Annotated in this window: 20 protein-coding genes; 10 read left to right on the top strand and 10 right to left on the bottom strand. The window is 64.3% G+C overall.

From position 1 onward, the window contains the following. Positions 1-14: 14 nt before the first annotated feature. From IM816_RS03100 to IM816_RS03110, 3 genes are read right to left on the bottom strand one after another with little or no spacing between them, the layout of a single operon-like run. A complete protein-coding gene (locus tag IM816_RS03100; RefSeq protein WP_072322647.1) occupies positions 15-722 on the bottom strand; it encodes a TVP38/TMEM64 family protein in 708 nt (235 codons plus the stop codon). Positions 723-737: 15 nt separating this feature from the next. Beyond that, complete coding sequence (locus IM816_RS03105; RefSeq protein WP_250339754.1) at positions 738-1,295, bottom strand: nucleoside deaminase; 558 nt, start codon at positions 1,293-1,295, stop codon at positions 738-740. Next, positions 1,295-3,022 (bottom strand): glutamine--tRNA ligase/YqeY domain fusion protein, encoded by a 1,728-nt coding sequence (locus IM816_RS03110; protein ID WP_250339755.1) that lies wholly within the window; start codon positions 3,020-3,022, stop codon positions 1,295-1,297. Before IM816_RS03110 ends, IM816_RS03105 begins: the two co-directional genes overlap by 1 nt. 101 nt (positions 3,023-3,123) lie before the next feature. Here IM816_RS03110 and IM816_RS03115 point away from each other — a divergent pair, with 101 nt between their 5' ends. Further along, positions 3,124-3,396 carry a putative signal transducing protein gene (locus IM816_RS03115; RefSeq protein ID WP_250339756.1) on the top strand — a complete coding sequence of 91 codons (273 nt, stop codon included), beginning with the start codon at positions 3,124-3,126 and terminating at the stop codon, positions 3,394-3,396. A gap of 26 nt (positions 3,397-3,422) precedes the next feature. Then, positions 3,423-3,941 (top strand): adenine phosphoribosyltransferase, encoded by a 519-nt coding sequence (locus IM816_RS03120; protein ID WP_250339757.1) that lies wholly within the window; start codon positions 3,423-3,425, stop codon positions 3,939-3,941. Here IM816_RS03120 and IM816_RS03125 read toward each other — a convergent pair whose 3' ends face one another. Both IM816_RS03125 and oxyR read right to left on the bottom strand, forming a co-directional pair. Further along, the gene (locus IM816_RS03125) at positions 3,942-4,535 is read right to left on the bottom strand and encodes a hypothetical protein (protein ID WP_250339758.1); all 594 of its coding nucleotides are present in this window, start codon (positions 4,533-4,535) and stop codon (positions 3,942-3,944) included. It lies immediately after the preceding gene. A gap of 13 nt (positions 4,536-4,548) precedes the next feature. Continuing rightward, on the bottom strand, positions 4,549-5,508 hold the full coding sequence (oxyR, locus tag IM816_RS03130) for a DNA-binding transcriptional regulator OxyR (RefSeq protein WP_250339759.1): 960 nt from the start codon (positions 5,506-5,508) through the stop codon (positions 4,549-4,551). 155 nt (positions 5,509-5,663) lie between these two features. Between oxyR and IM816_RS03135 the strand changes: the two genes are divergently transcribed. From IM816_RS03135 to IM816_RS03155, 5 genes are all read left to right on the top strand, one after another. Further along, positions 5,664-6,212, top strand: a complete 549-nt coding sequence (locus tag IM816_RS03135) for a peroxiredoxin (RefSeq protein WP_250339760.1) — start codon at positions 5,664-5,666, stop codon at positions 6,210-6,212. A 193-nt stretch (positions 6,213-6,405) separates the two neighbouring features. Continuing rightward, entirely contained in the window at positions 6,406-6,948 is a 543-nt protein-coding gene (locus tag IM816_RS03140) for a carboxymuconolactone decarboxylase family protein (RefSeq protein WP_250339761.1), read from the top strand. Positions 6,949-7,046: 98 nt separating this feature from the next. Then, positions 7,047-7,406, top strand: a complete 360-nt coding sequence (locus IM816_RS03145; protein ID WP_250339762.1) for a DUF1428 domain-containing protein — start codon at positions 7,047-7,049, stop codon at positions 7,404-7,406. Between the two features lie 107 nt (positions 7,407-7,513). Further along, complete coding sequence (locus tag IM816_RS03150; RefSeq protein WP_072322662.1) at positions 7,514-10,198, top strand: M1 family metallopeptidase; 2,685 nt, start codon at positions 7,514-7,516, stop codon at positions 10,196-10,198. Between the two features lie 614 nt (positions 10,199-10,812). Next, positions 10,813-11,829, top strand: coding sequence for a LacI family DNA-binding transcriptional regulator (locus IM816_RS03155; protein WP_256470236.1), 1,017 nt, complete (start codon positions 10,813-10,815; stop codon positions 11,827-11,829). Positions 11,830-11,839: 10 nt separating this feature from the next. Here the strand turns inward: IM816_RS03155 and IM816_RS03160 are convergent, their stop codons facing one another. Next, complete coding sequence (locus IM816_RS03160) at positions 11,840-12,955, bottom strand: Gfo/Idh/MocA family protein (protein ID WP_250339764.1); 1,116 nt, start codon at positions 12,953-12,955, stop codon at positions 11,840-11,842. Between the two features lie 133 nt (positions 12,956-13,088). Here IM816_RS03160 and IM816_RS03165 point away from each other — a divergent pair, with 133 nt between their 5' ends. Continuing rightward, positions 13,089-14,000: a phytanoyl-CoA dioxygenase family protein gene (locus IM816_RS03165; protein WP_250339765.1), complete on the top strand. Its 912-nt coding sequence runs from the start codon at positions 13,089-13,091 to the stop codon at positions 13,998-14,000. Positions 14,001-14,101: 101 nt separating this feature from the next. On the opposite strand, the gene IM816_RS03170 is transcribed toward IM816_RS03165, so the two are convergent. Then, positions 14,102-14,530: a DUF4879 domain-containing protein gene (locus IM816_RS03170; RefSeq protein ID WP_250339766.1), complete on the bottom strand. Its 429-nt coding sequence runs from the start codon at positions 14,528-14,530 to the stop codon at positions 14,102-14,104. A 266-nt stretch (positions 14,531-14,796) separates the two neighbouring features. After that, a complete protein-coding gene (locus tag IM816_RS03175) occupies positions 14,797-15,225 on the bottom strand; it encodes a DUF4879 domain-containing protein (RefSeq protein ID WP_250339767.1) in 429 nt (142 codons plus the stop codon). A gap of 315 nt (positions 15,226-15,540) precedes the next feature. Between IM816_RS03175 and IM816_RS03180 the strand changes: the two genes are divergently transcribed. Further along, entirely contained in the window at positions 15,541-15,870 is a 330-nt protein-coding gene (locus IM816_RS03180) for a hypothetical protein (protein ID WP_250339768.1), read from the top strand. Between the two features lie 57 nt (positions 15,871-15,927). Here IM816_RS03180 and IM816_RS03185 read toward each other — a convergent pair whose 3' ends face one another. Next, positions 15,928-16,788: an alpha/beta hydrolase gene (locus IM816_RS03185; RefSeq protein WP_250339769.1), complete on the bottom strand. Its 861-nt coding sequence runs from the start codon at positions 16,786-16,788 to the stop codon at positions 15,928-15,930. Positions 16,789-16,826: 38 nt separating this feature from the next. Here IM816_RS03185 and prmC point away from each other — a divergent pair, with 38 nt between their 5' ends. Continuing rightward, entirely contained in the window at positions 16,827-17,654 is an 828-nt protein-coding gene (prmC, locus tag IM816_RS03190; protein WP_250339770.1) for a peptide chain release factor N(5)-glutamine methyltransferase, read from the top strand. Positions 17,655-17,739: 85 nt separating this feature from the next. On the opposite strand, the gene dxs is transcribed toward prmC, so the two are convergent. Continuing rightward, the gene (gene dxs / locus IM816_RS03195; RefSeq protein ID WP_250339771.1) at positions 17,740-19,635 is read right to left on the bottom strand and encodes a 1-deoxy-D-xylulose-5-phosphate synthase; all 1,896 of its coding nucleotides are present in this window, start codon (positions 19,633-19,635) and stop codon (positions 17,740-17,742) included. Between the last annotated feature and the right edge of the window lie 11 nt (positions 19,636-19,646).

The following is a 19,646-nucleotide window of genomic DNA, read 5'->3' on the forward strand; positions in this document are numbered from 1 at the left end:
CGCGAGCGGCGGCGTCAGCGGCCCCGGCGCAGCCGGGCGCGGATCGTTCGTATGGCCAGGGGCAGCAGGGTCAGAACGGCGAACGCCGCCAGCGGGATCAACAGGCGCTGATTCATCAGGCCGCCCGCGCTGACCGGGGTGCCGCTGGCGATCGTTGCGCCAAGCCCGGCGCCCACGGCGCTTTCGACGCACAACGAGACGGTGCCGCCAAGCCAGGTGGCAACGATGAAAAGCCATAGCGGGCAGCGCAGCCATGCCAGCGTCATGGTCATGATGCCGAGGGGGACGATCGGGACGAACCGAAGGGCGAACGTATAGGTCACCGGATGCGCGGCGTAACCGTCGCGCAGGCGGCGGGCCAGGGGCGGAGGCTCGCGTCCGCCCGGGCCAAAGGCGTAACGGCTGGCGCCGTAGAGCGCGAGCGAGCCGAGCAGGACGGCGACGGAGGACAGTGCCGTGCCTTCCCAGGTGCCGAAAAGCAGACCGCCGCTCAGCACGATCACGATGGTGCCCGGGACGCCGGTAGCGATTGCGAAGCAGAGCACGCCTGCATAGAGCAGGCGCGAGGCCACCGGATATGTCGCGATGGCCGTGCGCAGTTGCCCTTCTTCAGCCAGCAGGCGATGCGGTTCGAGACGGTCGAAGACGCCGCCGAACAGCAGCCCGAGGCCGATCAAGATCAGCAGGCACAACGGCAGGACGGTGCGCCAGCGGCGGGTCATCGGTGTTTATCCGAGTCAGTACGCCGCGCCCGATTCGCCGTAGCGACGCAGCACCTCGCGGGCCTCGTCGCGGCGAATATCGCGGCGCACGGCGATGCCGCGGCGTTCCAGCTCGCCGATCCAGTCGGCGGGCAGCGGGCCTTCGTCGAACGGCGTCAGCGCTTCGACGTCCTCGGCGCGCGCGCCGATCAGCAGGGTGTCGATGCCTGCCCAGACGGTGGCGCCATAGCACTGGCAGCAAGGCTGTGAACTGGTGGCGAGCACGAACGTGCTGCCGTCCTCATTGAGGCGGAAACGTTGCAGCCGCTGCTGCGCGGTCATGTACGCCATCATCTCGGCGTGAGCGGCCGAGCAGGTGTGCGGCACGACGCGGTTCACGCCGACGGAGACGATGCGGTCGTTGCCGTCGAACACCACGGCACCGAACGGGCCGCCGGTGGCGAGGTCCACATTGCGATCGGAGAGTTCGATCGCCAGGCCGACCTTCGCCTCGTCGCCTGGATAGGCTACCGACGTATCGACGGCCTCGTGGACCCAGGCGGGCAGGGTGAGATGGATCTGCGCGTAGAGCATCAGGCTTGCTTCGCCCACGAATCGCGCAGCGTCACGACGCGGTTGAACACCGGCGCGTCGTGCGTGTGGTCGTGCATGTCGGCCACGAAGTACCCGAGGCGTTCGAACTGCATGCGATCCTCGCGCGCCGCGCCGGCAGCGGCCGGTTCGACATAGCCGTGCACGATGCGGCGCGACTGCGGATTGAGGTGGTCCTTGTAGGTCTTGCCGTCGCTGTCGTCGTCTGGGTCGGTGACATCGAACAGGCGGTCGTACAGGCGCACCACGGCCGGGACGGCATGACGCGCACTGACCCAATGAATGGTGCCCTTCACCTTGCGATCCGCGCCGGGCATGCCGCTGCGGGTATCGAGGTCGAGCGTGCAACGCAGTTCGACGATGTCGCCGGCTTCGTTTTTTACGATCTCGTCGCAACGCACGATGCCGACGCCGCGCAGGCGCACTTCGCCTTCGGGCTTCAAGCGATGGAATCCCTTCGGCGGCACTTCGGCGAAATCCTCGCGCTCGATCCAGACCTCGCGCGAGAACGGGACGCTGCGTGTGCCGAAGCTCTCGTCCTTCGGATGGTTCGGGAAGGTGAGCGATTCCTCGTGCGCTTCCGGAAGGTTGGTGATGACCAGCTTCACTGGATCGATGACCGCAAGGCGACGCGGCGCGCTGCCGTCGAGGTCTTCGCGCACGGCACCTTCGAGCACGCTCATGTCGATGGTGCTGTTCTGCTTGCTGACACCGATGCGCTCCCAGAACAGGCGAATGCCGGCCGGCGTGAAGCCACGGCGGCGTACGCCTGCGATGGTCGGCAGGCGCGGATCGTCCCAGCCGTCCACGAGGTTTTCGGAGACCAGCGTGATGAGCTTGCGCTTGCTCATCACCGTGTAGTTGAGGTTGCCGCGCGAGAACTCGATCTGTCGCGGTTTGCTCGGCGCGGTCGGCAGGCCGGCGGCCAGCAGCGGCTGCCACAGTTCCGGATCGTTGGCGAGATCCACCTTATCCACGCACCAGTCGTACAGCGGACGGTGATCTTCAAATTCCAACGTGCACAGCGAATGCGTGATGCCTTCCAGCGCATCCGAGAGCGAATGGGCGAAGTCGTACATCGGGTAGATCGGCCACGCGTCGCCGGTGTTCTGGTGATGCACCTTGCGGATGCGATACAGGGCCGGATCGCGCAGGTTGATGTTGCCCGAGGTCATGTCGATCTTGGCGCGGAGGGTCTTGCTGCCATCGGCGAATTCGCCGGCCCGCATGCGCTGGAACAGGTCGAGGTTTTCTTCCACCGAGCGGTCGCGATAGGGCGAGTTGCGACCCGGCTCGGTAAGCGTGCCGCGGTATTCGCGTACTTCCTCGGCGCTCAGGTCGTCCACGTAGGCTTCGCCGAGACGGATCAGCTTCAGTGCCGAGCGGTAGAACACCTCGAAGTAATCGGACGCGTGGCGCAATTCGGCCCAGTCGAAACCGAGCCACTTCACGTCGCGCTGGATCGCCTCCACGTATTCGACGTCTTCCTTGGACGGGTTGGTGTCGTCGAAGCGCAGGTTGCAGGTGCCGGTGAACTCGCTGGCAAGGCCGAAGTTGAGGCAGATCGACTTGGCATGGCCCAGATGCAGGTAGCCATTCGGCTCCGGCGGGAAGCGCGTGCGAATGGCCGTGTGCTTGCCGGACGCCAGGTCGTCACGGACGATCTGGCGGATGAAATGCTGCTGCAGGACGGGCGTTTCGGTCGACATCGCGAAGGGCTCGGAAGAAGGTGCGTGGCAAACGTCCGAGTTTACCTTTGTTGTCGGCCGGGCGCTTGCCGCGGCCGCCGTCGGCGGGGTAGCTTGGCGCCATGCGCATCGCTTACCACGCCGAAACCCTGATCGACGCCCATCTGGTGAAGGATGCGCTGGAGCGTGCCGAGATTCCCGCGTTCATTGCCGGCGAGTTCCTCACCGGCGCCGTCGGACAGCTTCCGGCGCGCGATTTTGTGGCCGTGATGGTGCCTGAAGCCGCCGCCGAAGCCGCCGAGGGGATCGTCCGTGCGTTAGATGCCCAACTGGCGGAGGCACGTGCCGCTGTGGCCGCCGACGACGATTTCGGCGCGGCAACGCTGCCCGCCTGAATCAACCGCTTTCCCAGGATCCTTTCATGCAGGCTCTTTTCGACCTCGTCCGCGACGTGCCGGACTTCCCGCGTTCCGGCATTCTGTTCAAGGACATCACTCCGCTGCTGGCGGATGCGGACGCCTTCGGCGCCTGCATCGATGCGTTATGCGAGCCCTGGCGCGGGCACGGTATCGGCGCCGTCTGCGGCATCGAGTCGCGCGGCTTCATCTTCGGCGCTGCCATGGCGCGCGCGCTTGGCGCGGGCTTCGTGCCCCTGCGCAAGGCCGGCAAGCTGCCGCCGCCGGTCGTCGGGGTCGACTACGGGCTGGAGTACGGGTTGGATCGCCTGGAAATCGGTACCGATGCCCTCTCGCCCGGCGAGCGCGTGCTCATCGTGGATGACGTGCTGGCGACCGGCGGCACCCTGGAGGCCGGCCGGCGGCTGGTCGAACGGCTGGGCGCGGAAGTCGTCGGTGCCAGCGTTGCTATCGAACTCAGTGCGCTCAACGGACGGTCCCGCTGGCCGGCTAGTCTGCCGTTGCGCGCCTTGATGGCGTTTTGATCAGCGCACGTCGCGGATCGCCTCGACGAGTACGATTTCGCACGCGCCTGCGCCGGTATCGTCGCGGGTCAGCGACGTGTTCCAGTGCCATCCGTCGTCGCGCTTCACGTCCACGAGGAAACCTTCCAGGTGCACCACTTCCCCAGGGCGGACGGTGCGCAGTTCGCGAGCCGCCTCGTCGTTGGCCGGGATCATGTGCATGTTCGCGCTGGAATCCTCGATCTCGCGGCGCGGGATCGGGAAATTGTCGGTGTACCAGTAGTAGAAGCGGTTGGACTGTGAGATGCGGATGCTGTTGAGCACCGAACTGTCGGACATGCGGCCCCAGCCCATCGCCAGATCCGTGGGAGCGATCGGGGCCAGGTCGTCCAGTTGGTAGTCCTCGCGCGACAGCACACGTGCCGTCATCGCGAAGCTGGCCCGGGGTTCGAGCGTGAAGTGTCCGCGGTTGAGCAGCGTGCCGTGCGGCAGGTTCTCCTGGTCGGGAGCGGCATCCGCCAGGATGCCCGGCGCGTCGTGCACGGGCCGGTGGCGCCACCAGGAATAGCAGCCCCAGCCACAGAGCAGGAGCAGGACGACGAGCCAGACGCGCATCGCAACGGAACCGTCAGGAAGATGGGAGGGCAACGGTTGGCGAGCCTTCCGGTTGACGGGAGGCGCAGCCGCGCGTGCTGAACAAATCGGCAGGAACGTCGCGAATGACCGCCGCCAGCGCCTCGAAAAAGGGCGTCATGGCGGAACTCTTGCGCCAGAGCATGGCAATACGGCGGCTCGGCGCGGGCGCCTCGAACTCGATCAGCGCCACGTTGGGCGACTGCGCGATTGGCGGCTTCACGGCCAGGGCCGGGAGCAGGGTGATGCCCACATTGGCGGAGACCATCTGCCGGAGCGTCTCCAGGCTCGTGGCGCGAAAGCCCGTGCGCTCGCCGGCGCCGGCCAGGTGGCACACCTCGAGCGCCTGATCGCGCAGGCAATGACCGTCTTCCAGCAACAGCAGGTTCTGCTGCGACAGATCGTCCATGTGCAACGAGCGACGCCCCGCCAGTTCGTGACCCGACGGGACGGCCAGGACAAACGGTTCCTCGAACAGGAATTCGGTGTGCAGCGAGTCGTCGTGGACGGGCAGGGCGAGAATGCCGGCGTCGAGGGTGCCCTCGCGCAGCATGTGCAGCACCTGCTCGGTCTTTTCCTCACGCAGCAGGAGTTCCAGCCGGGGAAAGCGCTCGCGCAGCCGCGGAATCACATGCGGGAGCAGATACGGCCCCAGCGTAGGGAAGATGCCGAGGCGGATCGTGCCCGACTCCGGGTCGCGCGTCCGCTGGGCAATGGATTTGATCTCATCCACCTGCGACAGCACGGCGCGGGCACGGCGGGCGATTTCACGCCCCGTTTCCGTCAGCAGCACCTTGCGCGGCGTACGCTCCACCAGTGCGACACCGAGCTCGTCCTCGAGCTTGCGGATCTGGGTCGACAGCGTGGGCTGACTGACGAAGCTCGCCTCGGCCGCACGGCCAAAATGCCGGTACTCCGCCAGGGCGACGAGGTAGGACAGGTCACGCAGATTCATGACGACGGCTCTGGGTGGGCTACGATAGTCTTAGCCTATCACATTGATGCCTACAATCGATTTGGAATATGTAGTGCCTAGCGGTAAGCTTCTGTTCCAGTCGCGTCACCAAGCGCGCGTAGAGTCCAACCACCCCTCAAATGGAGAGTCGAAAGATGCTGAGCATTGGCGATAAGTTCCCCCAGTTCAACCTCAAGGCCGTTAACGGCGGCCCGCTCGCCAACAAGATCGAGGACGCCTTCGTCGACGTGACGGACAAGTCCTACGAGGGCAAGTGGAAGCTGGTCTTCTCGTACCCGAAGGACTTCACCTTCGTCTGCCCGACCGAGATCAAGGGTTTCAGCGACCTCAACGAGAAGTTTGCCGACCGCGATTGCCAGATCCTGGCCGTGTCGACCGACTCGGAATTCGTCCACCGCGCCTGGCGCATGGACCATGCCGACCTGAAGGATCTCACCTTCCCGATGCTGGCCGACATCAACAAGGACCTGTGCCGTGAGCTCGGTATCCTCACGAGCGAAGGCGTCGCCCAGCGCGCCACCTTCCTGGTCGATCCGAACGGCGAAATCCAGTTCGTCTATGTGACTGCCGGCTCCGTCGGTCGCAACCCGGACGAAGTGCTGCGCGTGCTCGACGCCCTGCAGACGGACGAGCTGTGCGCCTGCAACTGGAAGGCTGGCGACGAGACCCTCAAGGTCGCCTAAGTTCCACCGCTCGTAAGTCCCGCGCCGCGGCCCCCTCCCTCCCCCCGCGCGGCGCGGGCAGCCCGAGGCGGTGAAGTTCGCTTCACCGCCTCCTTTTCAAGGGTCGCCCGACCCGTTCCGCGTGAACCGGCGCATCGCGTCGAGACATTCCGCGCTCCTTTACTTCGCCCTCTCAAAGACAAAGGTGCATCCCATGAGCGTCGCCGATCTGCGCAGCAAGCTTCCCGAATACGCCAAGGACCTCAAGCTCAACCTCGACTCGGTGTTGAGCGAAGCGGGTGCTCCTGGCCTCAACATGGCCCAGATCGCGATGGTGGCACTGGGTTCGGCCTATTCCGCGCGTTACACGCCGCTGACCGAGGCCATTGCCGCCTTCGCTGCCGAGCATGCTTCAGCCGAGCAACTGACCGCCGCCAAGGGTTCGGCCGCGATCATGGGCATGAACAACATCTATTACCGTTTCCAGCACCTGGTCAGCCATCCGGAGTATGAAAAGCTCCCGGCGAAGCTGCGCATGAACGTGATCGGTGCCTACAAGGGCGACGCCAAGAACGACTTCGAGCTCGTCTCGCTGGCGGTCTCCGCGGTAAACGGCTGCGGCATGTGCATCGACTCGCACGACAAGGTGCTCCGCGATGGCGGCATCAGCGTGCAGGCGATCCAGAGCGCCGTGCGCATCGCCTCCGTGATCCACGCGGTTGCCGTGGTGCTTGAGCAGGCCGAAGCGGCGGGCTGATAAATCGCGACATCGCTGAAAGCAAAAGGCCGCGTTTCGACGCGGCCTTTTCTTTTCTGAGAGACTCTTCCACGACATCCACGCGAGGAGGGTTCGCCATGAGCTACGTCGATGGGTTTGTCATGCCGGTTCCGATGGACCGGTTGGCTGAATACAAGAAGATGGCCCGCTTGGCCGGCAAGATCTGGATGGAGTACGGCGCACTCGCCTATTCGGAATGCCTGGCCGACGATGTGAAACCCGGCAAGGTCACCTCGTTCCCGCAGTCGGTGAAACTGAAGCCCGGTGAGGTGGTGGTCTTCTCCTGGATCGTCTACAAGAATCGCCGGGATCGTGACCGGATCATGAAAAAAGTGATGTCGGATCAGAGGCTTGAGGCGTATGCCGACCCCAGGGCACTCCCGTTCGACGGCAAGCGCATGTTCTTCGGTGGGTTCAAACCCTTCGTCGAGTTGTAGGCCGGGTCTGACGCGGCGCAGCGAAGACGGGGGTGCCTTCTGGCACTGTGTCGAAGGTCACGGCCTTCGCAGGATGCAGGGATTACCCACAGGGAGTCCCACCTGCCATGCGTCGTTTCGTCCGTCCTCTCGTTCTCACCGCGCTCGCTGCCTGTTGTGGCGCTGCGCTCGCCGCCGGCACGGACGCCGCGCCGCCGCTCGGCCATCTGCCCACCTGGGCCCAGCCGGAGTCCTACAAGCTTTCGTTCAAGGTGGACCCGAAGCAGGAGAACTACTCGGGTTCCTCGACGATCCGCATCAAGCTCGCCCAGCCGTCCGACTTCATCTGGCTGCATGGCAAGGATCTGAAAGTCTCCAAGGTCACGGTGACCGACGCCGCAGGCAAGAAGCACGTCGGCAAATACATCGTGGCTGCCGAAAAGGAAGGCGTTGCCAAGGTCGAACTGGGCGCGAAGCTGGAGGGTGAGATCACCCTCGCGATGGAATTCACCGCGCCGCTGAACAAGCAGTTGCAGGGCCTGTACAAGGTTTCGCACGAAGGCATCCCGTACGCCATGACGCAGATGGAGCCGGTCTCCGCGCGTTACGCGTTCCCCGGTTTCGACGAGCCCTCGTTCAAGGTTCCCTTCGACATCAGCCTGACCATTCCGGCCGACGATCAGGGCGTGGCCAATACCGCTCAGATCAAGGAAGAAAAGGCGGGCGCAGGCTGGAAGACGCTGACCTTCTCCACGACCAAGCCGCTACCCACCTACCTGGTCGCGTTCGCCGTCGGCCCGTGGGACGTGGTCAAGGGTCCGGACATCACCCCGACCGAGTTCCGTTCCACGCCGACCCCGCTGCGCGGCATCGCCGCCAAGGGCGAAGGCCATCGCATGCAGCATGTACTGGGTGAGACGAACTCGATCATTCATACGCTCGAGGACTACTACGGCTTCGGCTATCCGTACGACAAGCTCGATCTGCTCGCCGCCCCGGACTTCAGCGCCGGTGCCATGGAGAACGCCGGCCTCGTCACGTTCCGTGACTGGCTGCTGCTGATCGATCCCGATTCGGCGGCGCAGTACGTGCGCGGCTCGTTCAACGTCAACGCGCACGAGCTGGCCCACCAGTGGACCGGCGACACCGTAACCATGGCCTGGTGGGACGATCTCTGGCTCAACGAGGCGTTTGCCACGTGGATGCAGCAGAAGGTCACCACGAAGGTGCATCCGGAATATCGCGCCGACCTCGACCGCGTGCGTGGTGCGCAGGGCGCGATGAACAACGATAGCCTCGTCAGCGCACGCAAGATCCGCCAGCCGATCACCGGCAATGGCGACATCGAGACCGCGTTCGACGGCATTACGTACCAGAAGGGTGCGGCGGTGCTGGGCATGTTCGAGGGCTACGTGTCCGACCCGGTGTTCCAGAAGGGCATGCGCGCGTACATCCAGAAGCACAAGTTCGCCAACGCGACGGCGGACGATCTGATCGATGCGATCGCCGAAGCCGCCGGCCAGGGCGACGCATTCAAGAAGGCGTTCCGCAGCTTCCTGGACCAGTCCGGCGTGCCTTACGTGGCCACCGAGACGAAGATCGAGGGCGGCAAGACCGTGCTGCATCTTTCGCAGAGCCGTTACCTGCCGCTTGGCAGCACGGGTGACGCGAACCGCGTGTGGGGCGTGCCGATGTGCGTGCGTTACGGCACGGCGGGTGGTGGCAACAAGGTCAAGTGCGAGCTGCTCGATCAGGCCACCGGCACGATGGTGCTCGACGATGCGGCGAAGAACGCCTGGGTGCTGCCCAACGCTGACGGTCGTGGCTACTACCGCTTCGCGCAGAGCAAGGCCGACCTCGGCGCGCTGACCAAGGTGGTCGGCACGCTCAGCGATGCGGAACAGCTGGCGTATGCCGACGCCGTTCGCGCAGGCTTCCAGCATGGCGATCTCGATGCGGGCGACGCGCTTGCCGCGTTCAAGCCGCTGACCGCGTCGAAGACGCGCGAGGTGTTCACCGCACCGCTCCAGACCTTCAGCTGGATCCTCACCCACGAAGCCACCACCGACGCCCAGCGCGAACGCCTGCGCAAGTGGGCCACGGAGGCCTACCTGCCGAAGCTGAAGGCGCTGGGTTATCGCAAGAAGGATGGCGAGGCGGACAACGACACCATAACGCGTACGGCGCTTGCCGGTTTCCTTGCCGACAAGGACATCGGTGTGCCCGAAGTGCGCGCCGAAATGCTGGCGCAGGGTGATGCAGCGCTGAAGATGAAGGATGGCCACCTCGATCTCGACGCCGCCGATTCGAACCTGCTCGGCGATGCGTTGGGCGTGGCGGTGCAGGAGCGCGGTGCTCCGGCGGTGGACGCGCTGATCGCGGAAATCCCGAAGACGTCCGATCCGGCCAAGCGCAATGCCATGCTTTCCGCACTGGCCGACATCAAGGACACGGCGCTTGCCAACAAGGCCCGCGACTTCGCGCTCGGCAAGGATGTGAAGGTGGGCGAGATGGCGATGGTGCTGCGTGGCGGTCGCGATACGGAAGCGTCGCGTACCGACATGTGGAACTGGTTCGTCGCCAACTACGACAAGATCGTGGCGCGCACCGGCAGCTTTGCGGGTGGTCAGTTGCCCGGCCTTGCCGGCGGCGGCGGTTGCTCGAAGGCCGAAGCCGATCGTCTGAGCGACTTCTTCAAGCCGCGCCTGGGCCAGGTCACGGGCGCCGAGCGCGGTCTTGCTCAGACCAGCGAGCAGATACTCCTCTGCTCGGCGCAGAAGGCAAAGCAGGACCCGAAGGCGATTTTGCGCTGATCGTATTGCGCAAGCGGTAAGGCGAGAACGCCGCACGACTCATATCCAAGGCGTTCTCGCTCGTTGATATTAACTTGGAAACCCAAGAGCCCCAGGCGATCGTCCTGGGGCTTTTTTTTGGTTCGTCGCGCGTTCGCGTGGAGTCGCCGGATGCCTCTGCCTTCGCGACCAAGATGGTGAGGTGGCGCAGCGCTGCGGCTCTTCCGACACGCGACCTCAGTCATCGTGGGAGTCTTCGGTGTCCCTCTCGATGCGAGTTTCCGCACAAGAGAGCGGCCGAAGGCCACTAGGTACATGGGCCGCGCCCGCGGCCATCCTTTTCGAACGCGGAGGACCTGTCTGAGCAGCGAGGGGGACATCGAAGGCTCTGGCCTCGTCGTACGCGCTAGCGGTAGCTCCAGCCGCTGGGCACATGCAGTCACGCTGCGGCGATTGAACCAATGTATCCAGACAGCGCCCCGGACTTCCGCGATGAACCTTTTTTTGTGCGCTCAACTCAAATTCGCTCACGTCGGGTGCGCGTAACGGCGAGCTTGTCCTTCGTTGCAACGGGTTCGCTGCTTGGCAGCCGGGCTTTCGATACGGGAGGATCGCGCTGCGCTAACCTAGTCGGCATGAGCTCGCGGCCCACATCGCCAGGTACTGTCCCGCGCGTCACCGCACGCGAGGTTGCCGAGGCGGCCGGCGTGTCGATTTCAGCGGTATCGCGCACCTTTACCGAGGGTGCGAGCGTTTCCGCGCGAACCCGCGATCGTGTCCTGCTTGCCGCGAACGCTCTGGGCTATCGTCCGAACCAGTTGGCCCGCAGCCTCATGACCGGGCGCACGCAGCTCGTCGGGCTGGTCTCCAATCACTTCGCCAACCCCGCCTTCATGGAGGTCTTCGACCTCTTTACGCGCGAGTTGCAGGCTCGTGGCTTGCGTCCGCTGCTCGCAAACCTCGGTGAGGACGAGGACGGCAGCGCGGCTCTGGACATGCTGCGCCAGTACAACGTCGATGCCGTACTGATCGCTACCTCGGCACCGCCGGCTGGATTCGGCGCGTCGTGCCGCGCGGCGGGCCTGCCAGCGATGCACGTGTTCGGTCGGGCAGGGCGTGCCTCGCCGTTGCCCGTGGCAACGGTCGACAACGTTGCCGCGGGACAACGGGTAGCGGAGGCCATGCGCCGCCGCGGACTGCGCAGGCTGGCCTTTCTCGGAGGTTCAGCACACGACGCTGCCACCATCGATCGCGGCAGGGGATTCGCGGAGACGGCCGGCAGGTTGCTCCGCGAGACCCTGCATGCCGGCAACTACACGCACGAGCACGGCCGGCTTGCCATGCACACGTTGCTCGACCGGGACGACACGATCGACGGTGTGTTCTGTGGCGACGACGTGCTGGCGCTCGGTGCCATGGACGCCTGCCGAGAGAGGGGCGTGGCGGTGCCCGGGGCGGTGAGCATCGTCGGTTTCGACGACATGCCGCTCGCGTCATGGTCGTCCTATTCGCTGACGACAATGCGCCAGCCGATACGCGACATGGTTCTCTACGCCATCGAGCGCATCGTCGTGTGGATGAACGACCCTGCGGCCATACCGCGTAGCCGGCTCTTTCCCTGCGAACTCGTCGTGCGCGGCAGCCTTCGCTAAGCGCTGACCGTTACACCGTTACCCAGCATCTGTCGCGGTTCGACACCAGCGCGGCGGCGATCACCTTGTCCACTTCGTATCCGTCGCGGAAGGTCGGCCAGACCGCTTCGCCGGTCGTCACCGCATGCAGGAAATCGCGTGCCTCGATCGCGATCTGTTCGTTGTAGCCGGTGCCGTGTCCGACACCCTGGTTGAAGGCAAGGTAATCCGGATGCGCGGGGCCCATCAGCAATTTCTGGAAGCCTCTCCGCGCGGGTTCGCGGGAAGCGTCATAAAGCCACAGGGCGTTCTGGTCTTCCTGATCGAAGAAGATCGCCCCGCGCGTGCCCGTGATGCGGTAGGTGTAGCCCATCTTCCGACCCGCGGCCATGCGGCTGAAACTGATGCTGCCGGTGGCTCCGTTGGCGAAGCGCAGCAGCATCTGGCCCTGATCGTCGTTCTCGACGGCCTCCAGACCATGCGGCCCGTCGCGATGCGTCTGCACGATTGTCGTGTCCGCCACCAGGCTCTCGATCGGTCCTGCCAGTCGGAGGCACGCGTTGATGATGTGGCTGGCGACGTCGCCCAGGGCGCCCGCTTCGGTACCGGTCGCAACACGAGTACGCCATGACGAAGGAAGGGTGGGATCGTGGAGATAATCCTCGACGTGTTCGGCGGTCACCTGTATCACCTCGCCGATCTCTCCCGAGGCCACGATCTGGCGTGCGAGCTGGCTGGCCGGCGTGCGGATGTAGTTGAACCCGACCATATTGGGTACGCGGGCCTGCTCCACCGCTTCGGTCATGGCGAGCGATTCGGCGGCGTTCGTTCCAAGGGGTTTCTCGCAAAAGACGGGTTTCCGCGCACCGACGCAGGCGATCACCATGGGCAGATGCGTGCGGGGCGGCGATGCGATGACGACGAGGTCGACCCCCGGGTCATCGACCAGTTCGCGCCAGTCCCCTGTGGAACGCGCCCATCCCCAGCGTCTCGCGACGTCGGCGGCACCGTCGTGGTGCGAGGTCGCGATCATCTCGCATGCAGGCCGACAGGTCATTTCGAAGATCGCTCCCACACTCTGGTACGCGATCGTATGCGCCTTGCCCATATAGCCGGCGCCGATAAGGCCGATGCGTAGCTGCTTCATCAGGACGGCTCTGCGTGGGGTGAGCCGACTCTACGTATGTTGCGGCGCAGTTTGCAAGCGCTTGCAAATCGGCCTAGCGTGGTCGTGCAAGCACCGTCGCCTCTCTTTGCGCCGTCCCCCGGCAGGAGTCCGCATGAATACGCGCACCCAGGCTGTACCGTTCGAGCGTCCGCATACGGTCGCCATTCCCGTCTACACCCCGGACAACCTGGACACCGACGCCATCGTGCGGGAACTCCTCGACGGCGTCGGCGCGGTGACACTGCGGGGCCTCTTCACGCCGGCAGAAATCGCCGAGGCGCGCCAGATCGTCATGCGCGAATCCGATGAAGACGCTGCGGGCGGCAAGGTCACGCATTTCCAGGGTGACGCCGAGCGCAGCGGCCGGATAGCCCTGCAACGCCGCGTGTGGAACCTGCTCGCCAAGGGCGACATCTTTTCGCGGATGGCCGCGCATCCGGTGCTCATGACGGTGATGCGTGCCTTCATCGGAAGCGAGTTCATCATGGGCTCCATCGCCGCCAACCGCATCCTTCCCGGCGGGCCGGGCCAGGAACCGCATATCGATTATCCCTATTGGGATTTTCATTCGCCGTCGACGCACCCCGCGCGGATCAATGCGAGCTTTCCGTTGAATGCGCAGGCGACGATCATGCTCGATCCCTTCACCGAGGAAACCGGTGCCACGGCATATGTACCTGGGAGCCAGCGCGAGCTGCGCTACCCGGACGAGAGCGATCGCTTCTTCGATCGCTGCGAACGCATGCTCGGCGAGCCTGGCGATACGATCGTCTTCTTCGGGGCGGTATGGCACTGCGCCATGCCCAATCGCAGCAGCGTGGATCGCTCGGCGATCATCACCCAGTACCTGCCAAAGTTCGTCAAGCCGATGGAGAACATGCCCGCGGCTCTGCCAGCGGAGTTCGTCAGGCAGGCCAGCGCCGACCTGCGCCAGTTGCTGGGCCTCAACTATCCCTATCCCGAGATACTCGACAGCGCACGAGGCGGCAACGCGGAAGGGCGCGATGCCATGAAGGCGCGCTAGCGAGCTGGCGCGTCTAACGATGCGCCCGTCTCGCATCGGCAGTGCAGAAAAAGCAGAAGGCCGAACGAGCGATCGTCCGGCCTTCGCGCTAAATGCCTTGGTTATCGAATGGTGAGGCGTGTCACTGCGTTGAGCCGAAGGCCGGGCTGCCTCGCGCTGTATTCAAAGGTGCCGCCTTCCACGCCTTGAGTCCACCAGACTCTCCGATGCCCAATGGGCCTTGCTCCGGCGGGGCACTCCCAGACTTCTCGCTCCGTGCCGCAAAGCGGTGCCGCACGCATCTCCTCCATCGGGAGACCATTGAGCGTGGCCCTCCGATGGTCCAAGGCAAAGAACTCATCGGTGGTGACGATGATCCAGCCGCCGCCGTGGTCATGCCTCGTCGATCGAAGATCCCGGCCGATGGCTTCAATAGGGCCCTGCGCCGACCTGACTTCGACGACCGACATGGCCCGAAGATCGCCTGCCAGGCAGTCGCTGCCCACCAGCGAGCAAGTCAACGCGGCCGCTGCGATCAAGAACGATTTCATGTGTTTCTCCATGGGTCGAGATGCCCGGCGCGAATCATCAGGGGTGGGCGGGAAGCCAACCAGCGGTAGGCTCTCAACACTTGCGTCGGTGCTTTGCTTGAGCATGCGTGAGGTAAACCTTGCCCGTGCCTGGATGTAAGAGGTGTTCCGCATATCACGAGGGCGTAACGCTCACTCGGCGCCGTGCATTGATGGATGAAACTCGTCATGTCGAAAAGCAAAAGACCGGACGAGCGATCACCCGGCCTTTTTGTTGAACGCGAGGATCAGCGAATCGTTAGGTGGACTCGTCTCGTGGGACCGATGCCGTTCGGGATCACCATGTACTCGAAATTCCCGCCGTCCAGACCTCGAACCTCCCAGGTCCGCCGGTATCCGATGATCGACCCTCCTCGCCGGCACAGGCCTGCGTAACCGCCCACGTTGCAAAGCCGTTGGGTGTCCGTTTCCCTCAGTGAATAACCCAGAAGTGTGGCCCGTTGGTTGTTCCCGTATCCGATTTCCTCGACGGTGACCTTGATCCATCCGCCGCCGTGATCACGCGCTGTCGATGAAGACCATGGCGACAAATATTCTCTTCCCCCATTTGGCGACTCGACGGCTACAACCTGCACATTCGAAAGGTTGTTTGCCAGGCAGTCACTGCCCATCAGTGAGCAAGCCAATGTTGCCGCGGCCGTCAAGAATAATTTCATGTGTTCCTCCCTTGGTCGAAATGACCGTTGGGCAGCATCGGGTGTTGATTGCGATTCAGCCAGCGGGTACGTCTCAACACTGCATAAGTACTGTGCTCAAGAATCAGTGAGATCAACCCTACCCACGCTTTCGACGTAAGGGTGTTCGGTAATGCTGGAAGGCGGAACGCTCGTGTGGTGCTGGAGGGGTTATCAACACCTCGCGATTTTGTTTTTGTCTGCGCTCCATTCGGAGGCACAGATATGCAGATCACGAGCTCGCTCCTTCAGCGACTATCTCCATCGGTACACAGCCGGGCTACGTCACAGGAGCCCGTGACGCAGATCGGCTCCGTGGAAAAGCCTCAGATTGCTCGCATCGACTTTTCGAACGTTACTGCGAGGCAAGTATCCGAGTACGTCGACGATCTTATGTCTCGCGGCGAAATCGACCCCGACGACGCCCACGCCCTCGCTTTGTGTATGCCGTCCGCGTGGTACCAGGAAAATTTCGATACGCCATTCAACCTGCGAGCGGAAATCGAGAGCATCCGCGATTTCGACAAGGCACACGGTTTTGACTTCCACGCAGCCTTCTACGAAGGCCTGCTGCAGCGAATGAAGCTGATGGAGGACCGATCGGTGCATGTGTCGATCGTGGCGTGACACGTGCGTTGATCCACGTGCGCGCGGATCGATAGGTATCCGCGCGCATCGATAGCGTCACCGGGGAGCCGCTGTTGCGTAGCGATGGATGAAGTCCATCGTGTCGGCCAGGACGGATGCTTTGGACTTTAACGGGCCGAACGCAAGAAGCAGCGTTTCATGGCCGACGTGGGGGTAGAGCTTCAACGTCACCGGCTCGCCTTGTGAGCGATACCTTCCTTCGAAAGAAACGGCTTCCGCGGGCGAGACGATCGTGTCGTTCTCGCCTTGAAGCAGCAGGGCGGGCGGTTCGTCGCCATCCACGAAGTTGATCGGTTGCGAAGCGGCCTGTTCGGTCGGGGTATGGCCGAAGATGTCGTAGAACTCCGGCTCGTCGAACGGAACGAAATCGTACGTGCCGGCCACGCCGATCAGGCCGGCGAGGTCACGTGGATTCATGCCTACCGAGGCCAACCATTGTTTGTCGGTCGCCAGCATGGCCGCGATCTGCCCGCCGGACGAATGTCCCATCACGAAGAGGTGCTCGGGATCGCCGCCGAACGCGCTGGCGTGATCGCGTGCCCAACGCACAGCCCGTGCGCCATCGCCGAGAAAGCCGTCCATGCGTGCCTTCGGCCAGGGACGAACGTCGGTGATGACGGCGACGACGCCTTGGGCAGCCAAGGCCTCTCCCATCCAGCGGAACCATTGGCGTTTGCCGGTCATCCAGCTACCGCCGTAGAAGTAGACAACGACTGGTGCGTGCGATGCGTCGGCTGGGCTATAGACGTCCAAAGCCAGACCGTGCTCCGGATCGAAGAGGACGTCGCGATGTGCCGTCACGTTGGCGGCAGGCTGACGTGCATTGACGGCGCCGAAGAAGGTGGCGTGGCAACCGGCAAGCAAAAGGACAGCAAGGAAGAGGGCGAGTACGCGCATCGCGCGATTGTAGGCGGACAGATCGCTAGAATGGCGGCATGACCGATATCCGCACGATCTTGCGCCAGGCCTCCGAAGCCCTCGGCGACCGACTCGAAGCCGAGTTGCTGCTGGCGCACGCGTTGGGGGTGAATCGCGCGTGGTTCTTTGCGCATGCGGATGACGAACCCGCAGCCGAGAGCGTGGAGCGTTTCCGTGCCCTGGTGCGGCGACGCGCCGCCGGTGAACCCATCGCCTATATCACCGGCACGCGCGACTTCTGGTCGCTCACGCTTGAAGTCACCCCGGCGACGCTGATCCCGCGTCCCGAGACCGAGCTGTTGGTAGAGCTCGCACTTGATCGTCTCCCCGCAGGAGGTAGCATCGTCGATCTCGGTACGGGCAGTGGCGCCGTCGCGTTGGCTATCGCCAAGGAACGGCCGGATGCCATCGTTGTCGCTGTAGACGCCAGCGCCGCCGCACTCGACGTGGCCCGACGCAACGCCCAGCGACTCGGGCTCGAACGCGTCGAGTTCGCGCAAGGCGACTGGTTTTCGCCGCTGAGCAACCGTCGCTTCGACCTTATCGTCAGCAACCCGCCCTATATCGAGGCGGCCGACCGGCATCTAGGCGAAGGCGATCTTCGTTTCGAACCCGCATCGGCATTGGCCTCCGGTGCCGACGGCCTGGACGACATCCGTCGCATCGCTGCGGGGGCGACCGCGCACTTGAAATCCGGTGGCGCGTTGCTGGTCGAACACGGTTGGAATCAAGGCGACGCCGTCAGGCAGATTTTTCGCGAGGCGGGTCTGACGAGTGAGTTCACAGCAAAAGATCTGGAGAGTCGTGACCGCGTATCCGGTGCGGCGGCCTCAGTAGATCAGTAAAGGCAGCGCTCGTATTCCGCCGCTCCTTGGTACTGCGGCTGCGTGTCATCCTCCGCGTGCTACTTCGCGGAGGAACTAGCGCGAATTACCCCGCGCTAGCCACCGCCGACGCGCAGAACTGCGGGAACCGTACGCGGATCGCGTGGCGGATCTGCGGGAGGTCGAGGCCGGCCATGGTGAGGACTTCCTCGCGGCTGCCGTGTTCCAGATAGACGTCCGGAAGACCGAGATGCTGGATGGGCAGGGTGACGCCATGGGCGGCGAGGCATTCCGCCACGCCGGCACCGGCACCGCCAGCGATGGCGTTGTCTTCGATGGTGACGAAGGCCTTGTGCGTGCGCGCGAGTTCGAGGATCAGTTCCTCGTCCAGCGGCTTCACGAAGCGCATGTTTACCAATGTGGCGTCGACCTCCGCGGCGATGACGGCAGCCGGCGCGAGCATGGTGCCGAACGACAGAATCGCCAGGCCGTGGTGGCCACGACGACGCACTTCCGCCTTGCCGATCGGGAAGGTTTCGAGCGTCTCGGCAAGCTTCGCGCCCGGACCGGTGCCGCGGGGATAGCGCACCGCCGCGGGGCCTTCGTAGCGGAAACCAGTAGTCAGCATGGTCCGGCATTCGTTCTCGTCGGCCGGCGCCATGATCACCATGTTCGGCAGGCAGCGCATGAACGACAGATCGAAGCTGCCCGAGTGCGTGGCGCCATCCGGACCGACCACACCCGCGCGGTCGATCGCGAAAGTCACGTCGAGGTTTTGCAGGGCCACGTCGTGAATGGCCTGATCGTAGGCGCGCTGGAGGAAGGTGGAATAGATCGCCACCACGGGCTTCGCCCCTTCCACCGCCATGCCCGCCGCGAGCGTCACCGCATGCTGCTCGGCGATCGCCACGTCGAAATAGCGCTGCGGGTATTCCTTGGAGAAACGGACCAGGCCCGAACCTTCGCGCATGGCGGGCGTGATGCCCAGCAGGCGCTCGTCGGTCGCGGCCATGTCGCAGAGCCAGTCGCTGAAGATGTCGGTATAGGTCGGCTTGGCTGGCGCACCCTTCTTCACCAGGCCCGCCACGGGATCGAACGGGCCCACGGCGTGGTACTCGATCTGCGCCTTTTCCGCGGGCTCGTAGCCCTTGCCCTTGGTGGTCATTACGTGGAGCAACTGCGGGCCGGGGAGGGCCTTCACCGTCTCCAGCGCGTTCACCAGTTGAGCCATGTTGTGGCCGTCGATGGGGCCGGTGTAGTGGAATCCCAGCTCCTCGAACAAGGTCGAGGGCACGAACATGCCCTTGGCGTGTTCTTCCCAGCGCTTGAAGAAGCGGCCGACGAACGACTCGCGCGGCATCGCCTTCTTGGCGCGCTCGCGCCAGGCGTTGAGCGTGCGGCTCGCCATGGCGCGGGCCATCATCTTGGTCATCGCGCCGACGTTCTCGCTGATCGACATGCCGTTGTCGTTGAGGATCACGAGCATGTTCGGCTCGACGTCGCCGCCGTGGTTCAAGGCTTCGAAGGCCATGCCAGCCGTCATCGCGCCGTCGCCGATCACGGCTACCACCTTGCGCATGTCGCCGCGGCGTTGCAGCGCGAGGGCCATGCCGAGGGCTGCGGAGATCGATGTGGACGAATGGCCGACCCCGAAGGTGTCGTACTTGCTTTCCTCGCGGCGCGGGAACGGCGCGAGGCCGTCCTTCTTCTTGATCGTCGTGATCCTGTCACGTCGACCGGTAAGGATCTTGTGCGGATAGCACTGGTGGCCGACGTCCCACACCAGGCGGTCGTGCGGCGTCTCGAACACGTGGTGCAGCGCGACGGTCAGCTCGACCACTCCCAGCCCGGCGCCGAAATGGCCGCCCGACGACGCCACGGCCTCGATGAGGTAGCCGCGCAGCTCGTCGGCGATGGCCGGCAGTTCATCCGTCGAAAAACGGCGGAGGTCCTCCGGCGACTCGATCTGCGCCAGATAGGGATAACGGGAGAGGTCGTTCATCTGCCTATTGT

Source organism: Luteibacter flocculans (genome assembly GCF_023612255.1).
GTDB lineage: Bacteria > Pseudomonadota > Gammaproteobacteria > Xanthomonadales > Rhodanobacteraceae > Luteibacter > Luteibacter flocculans.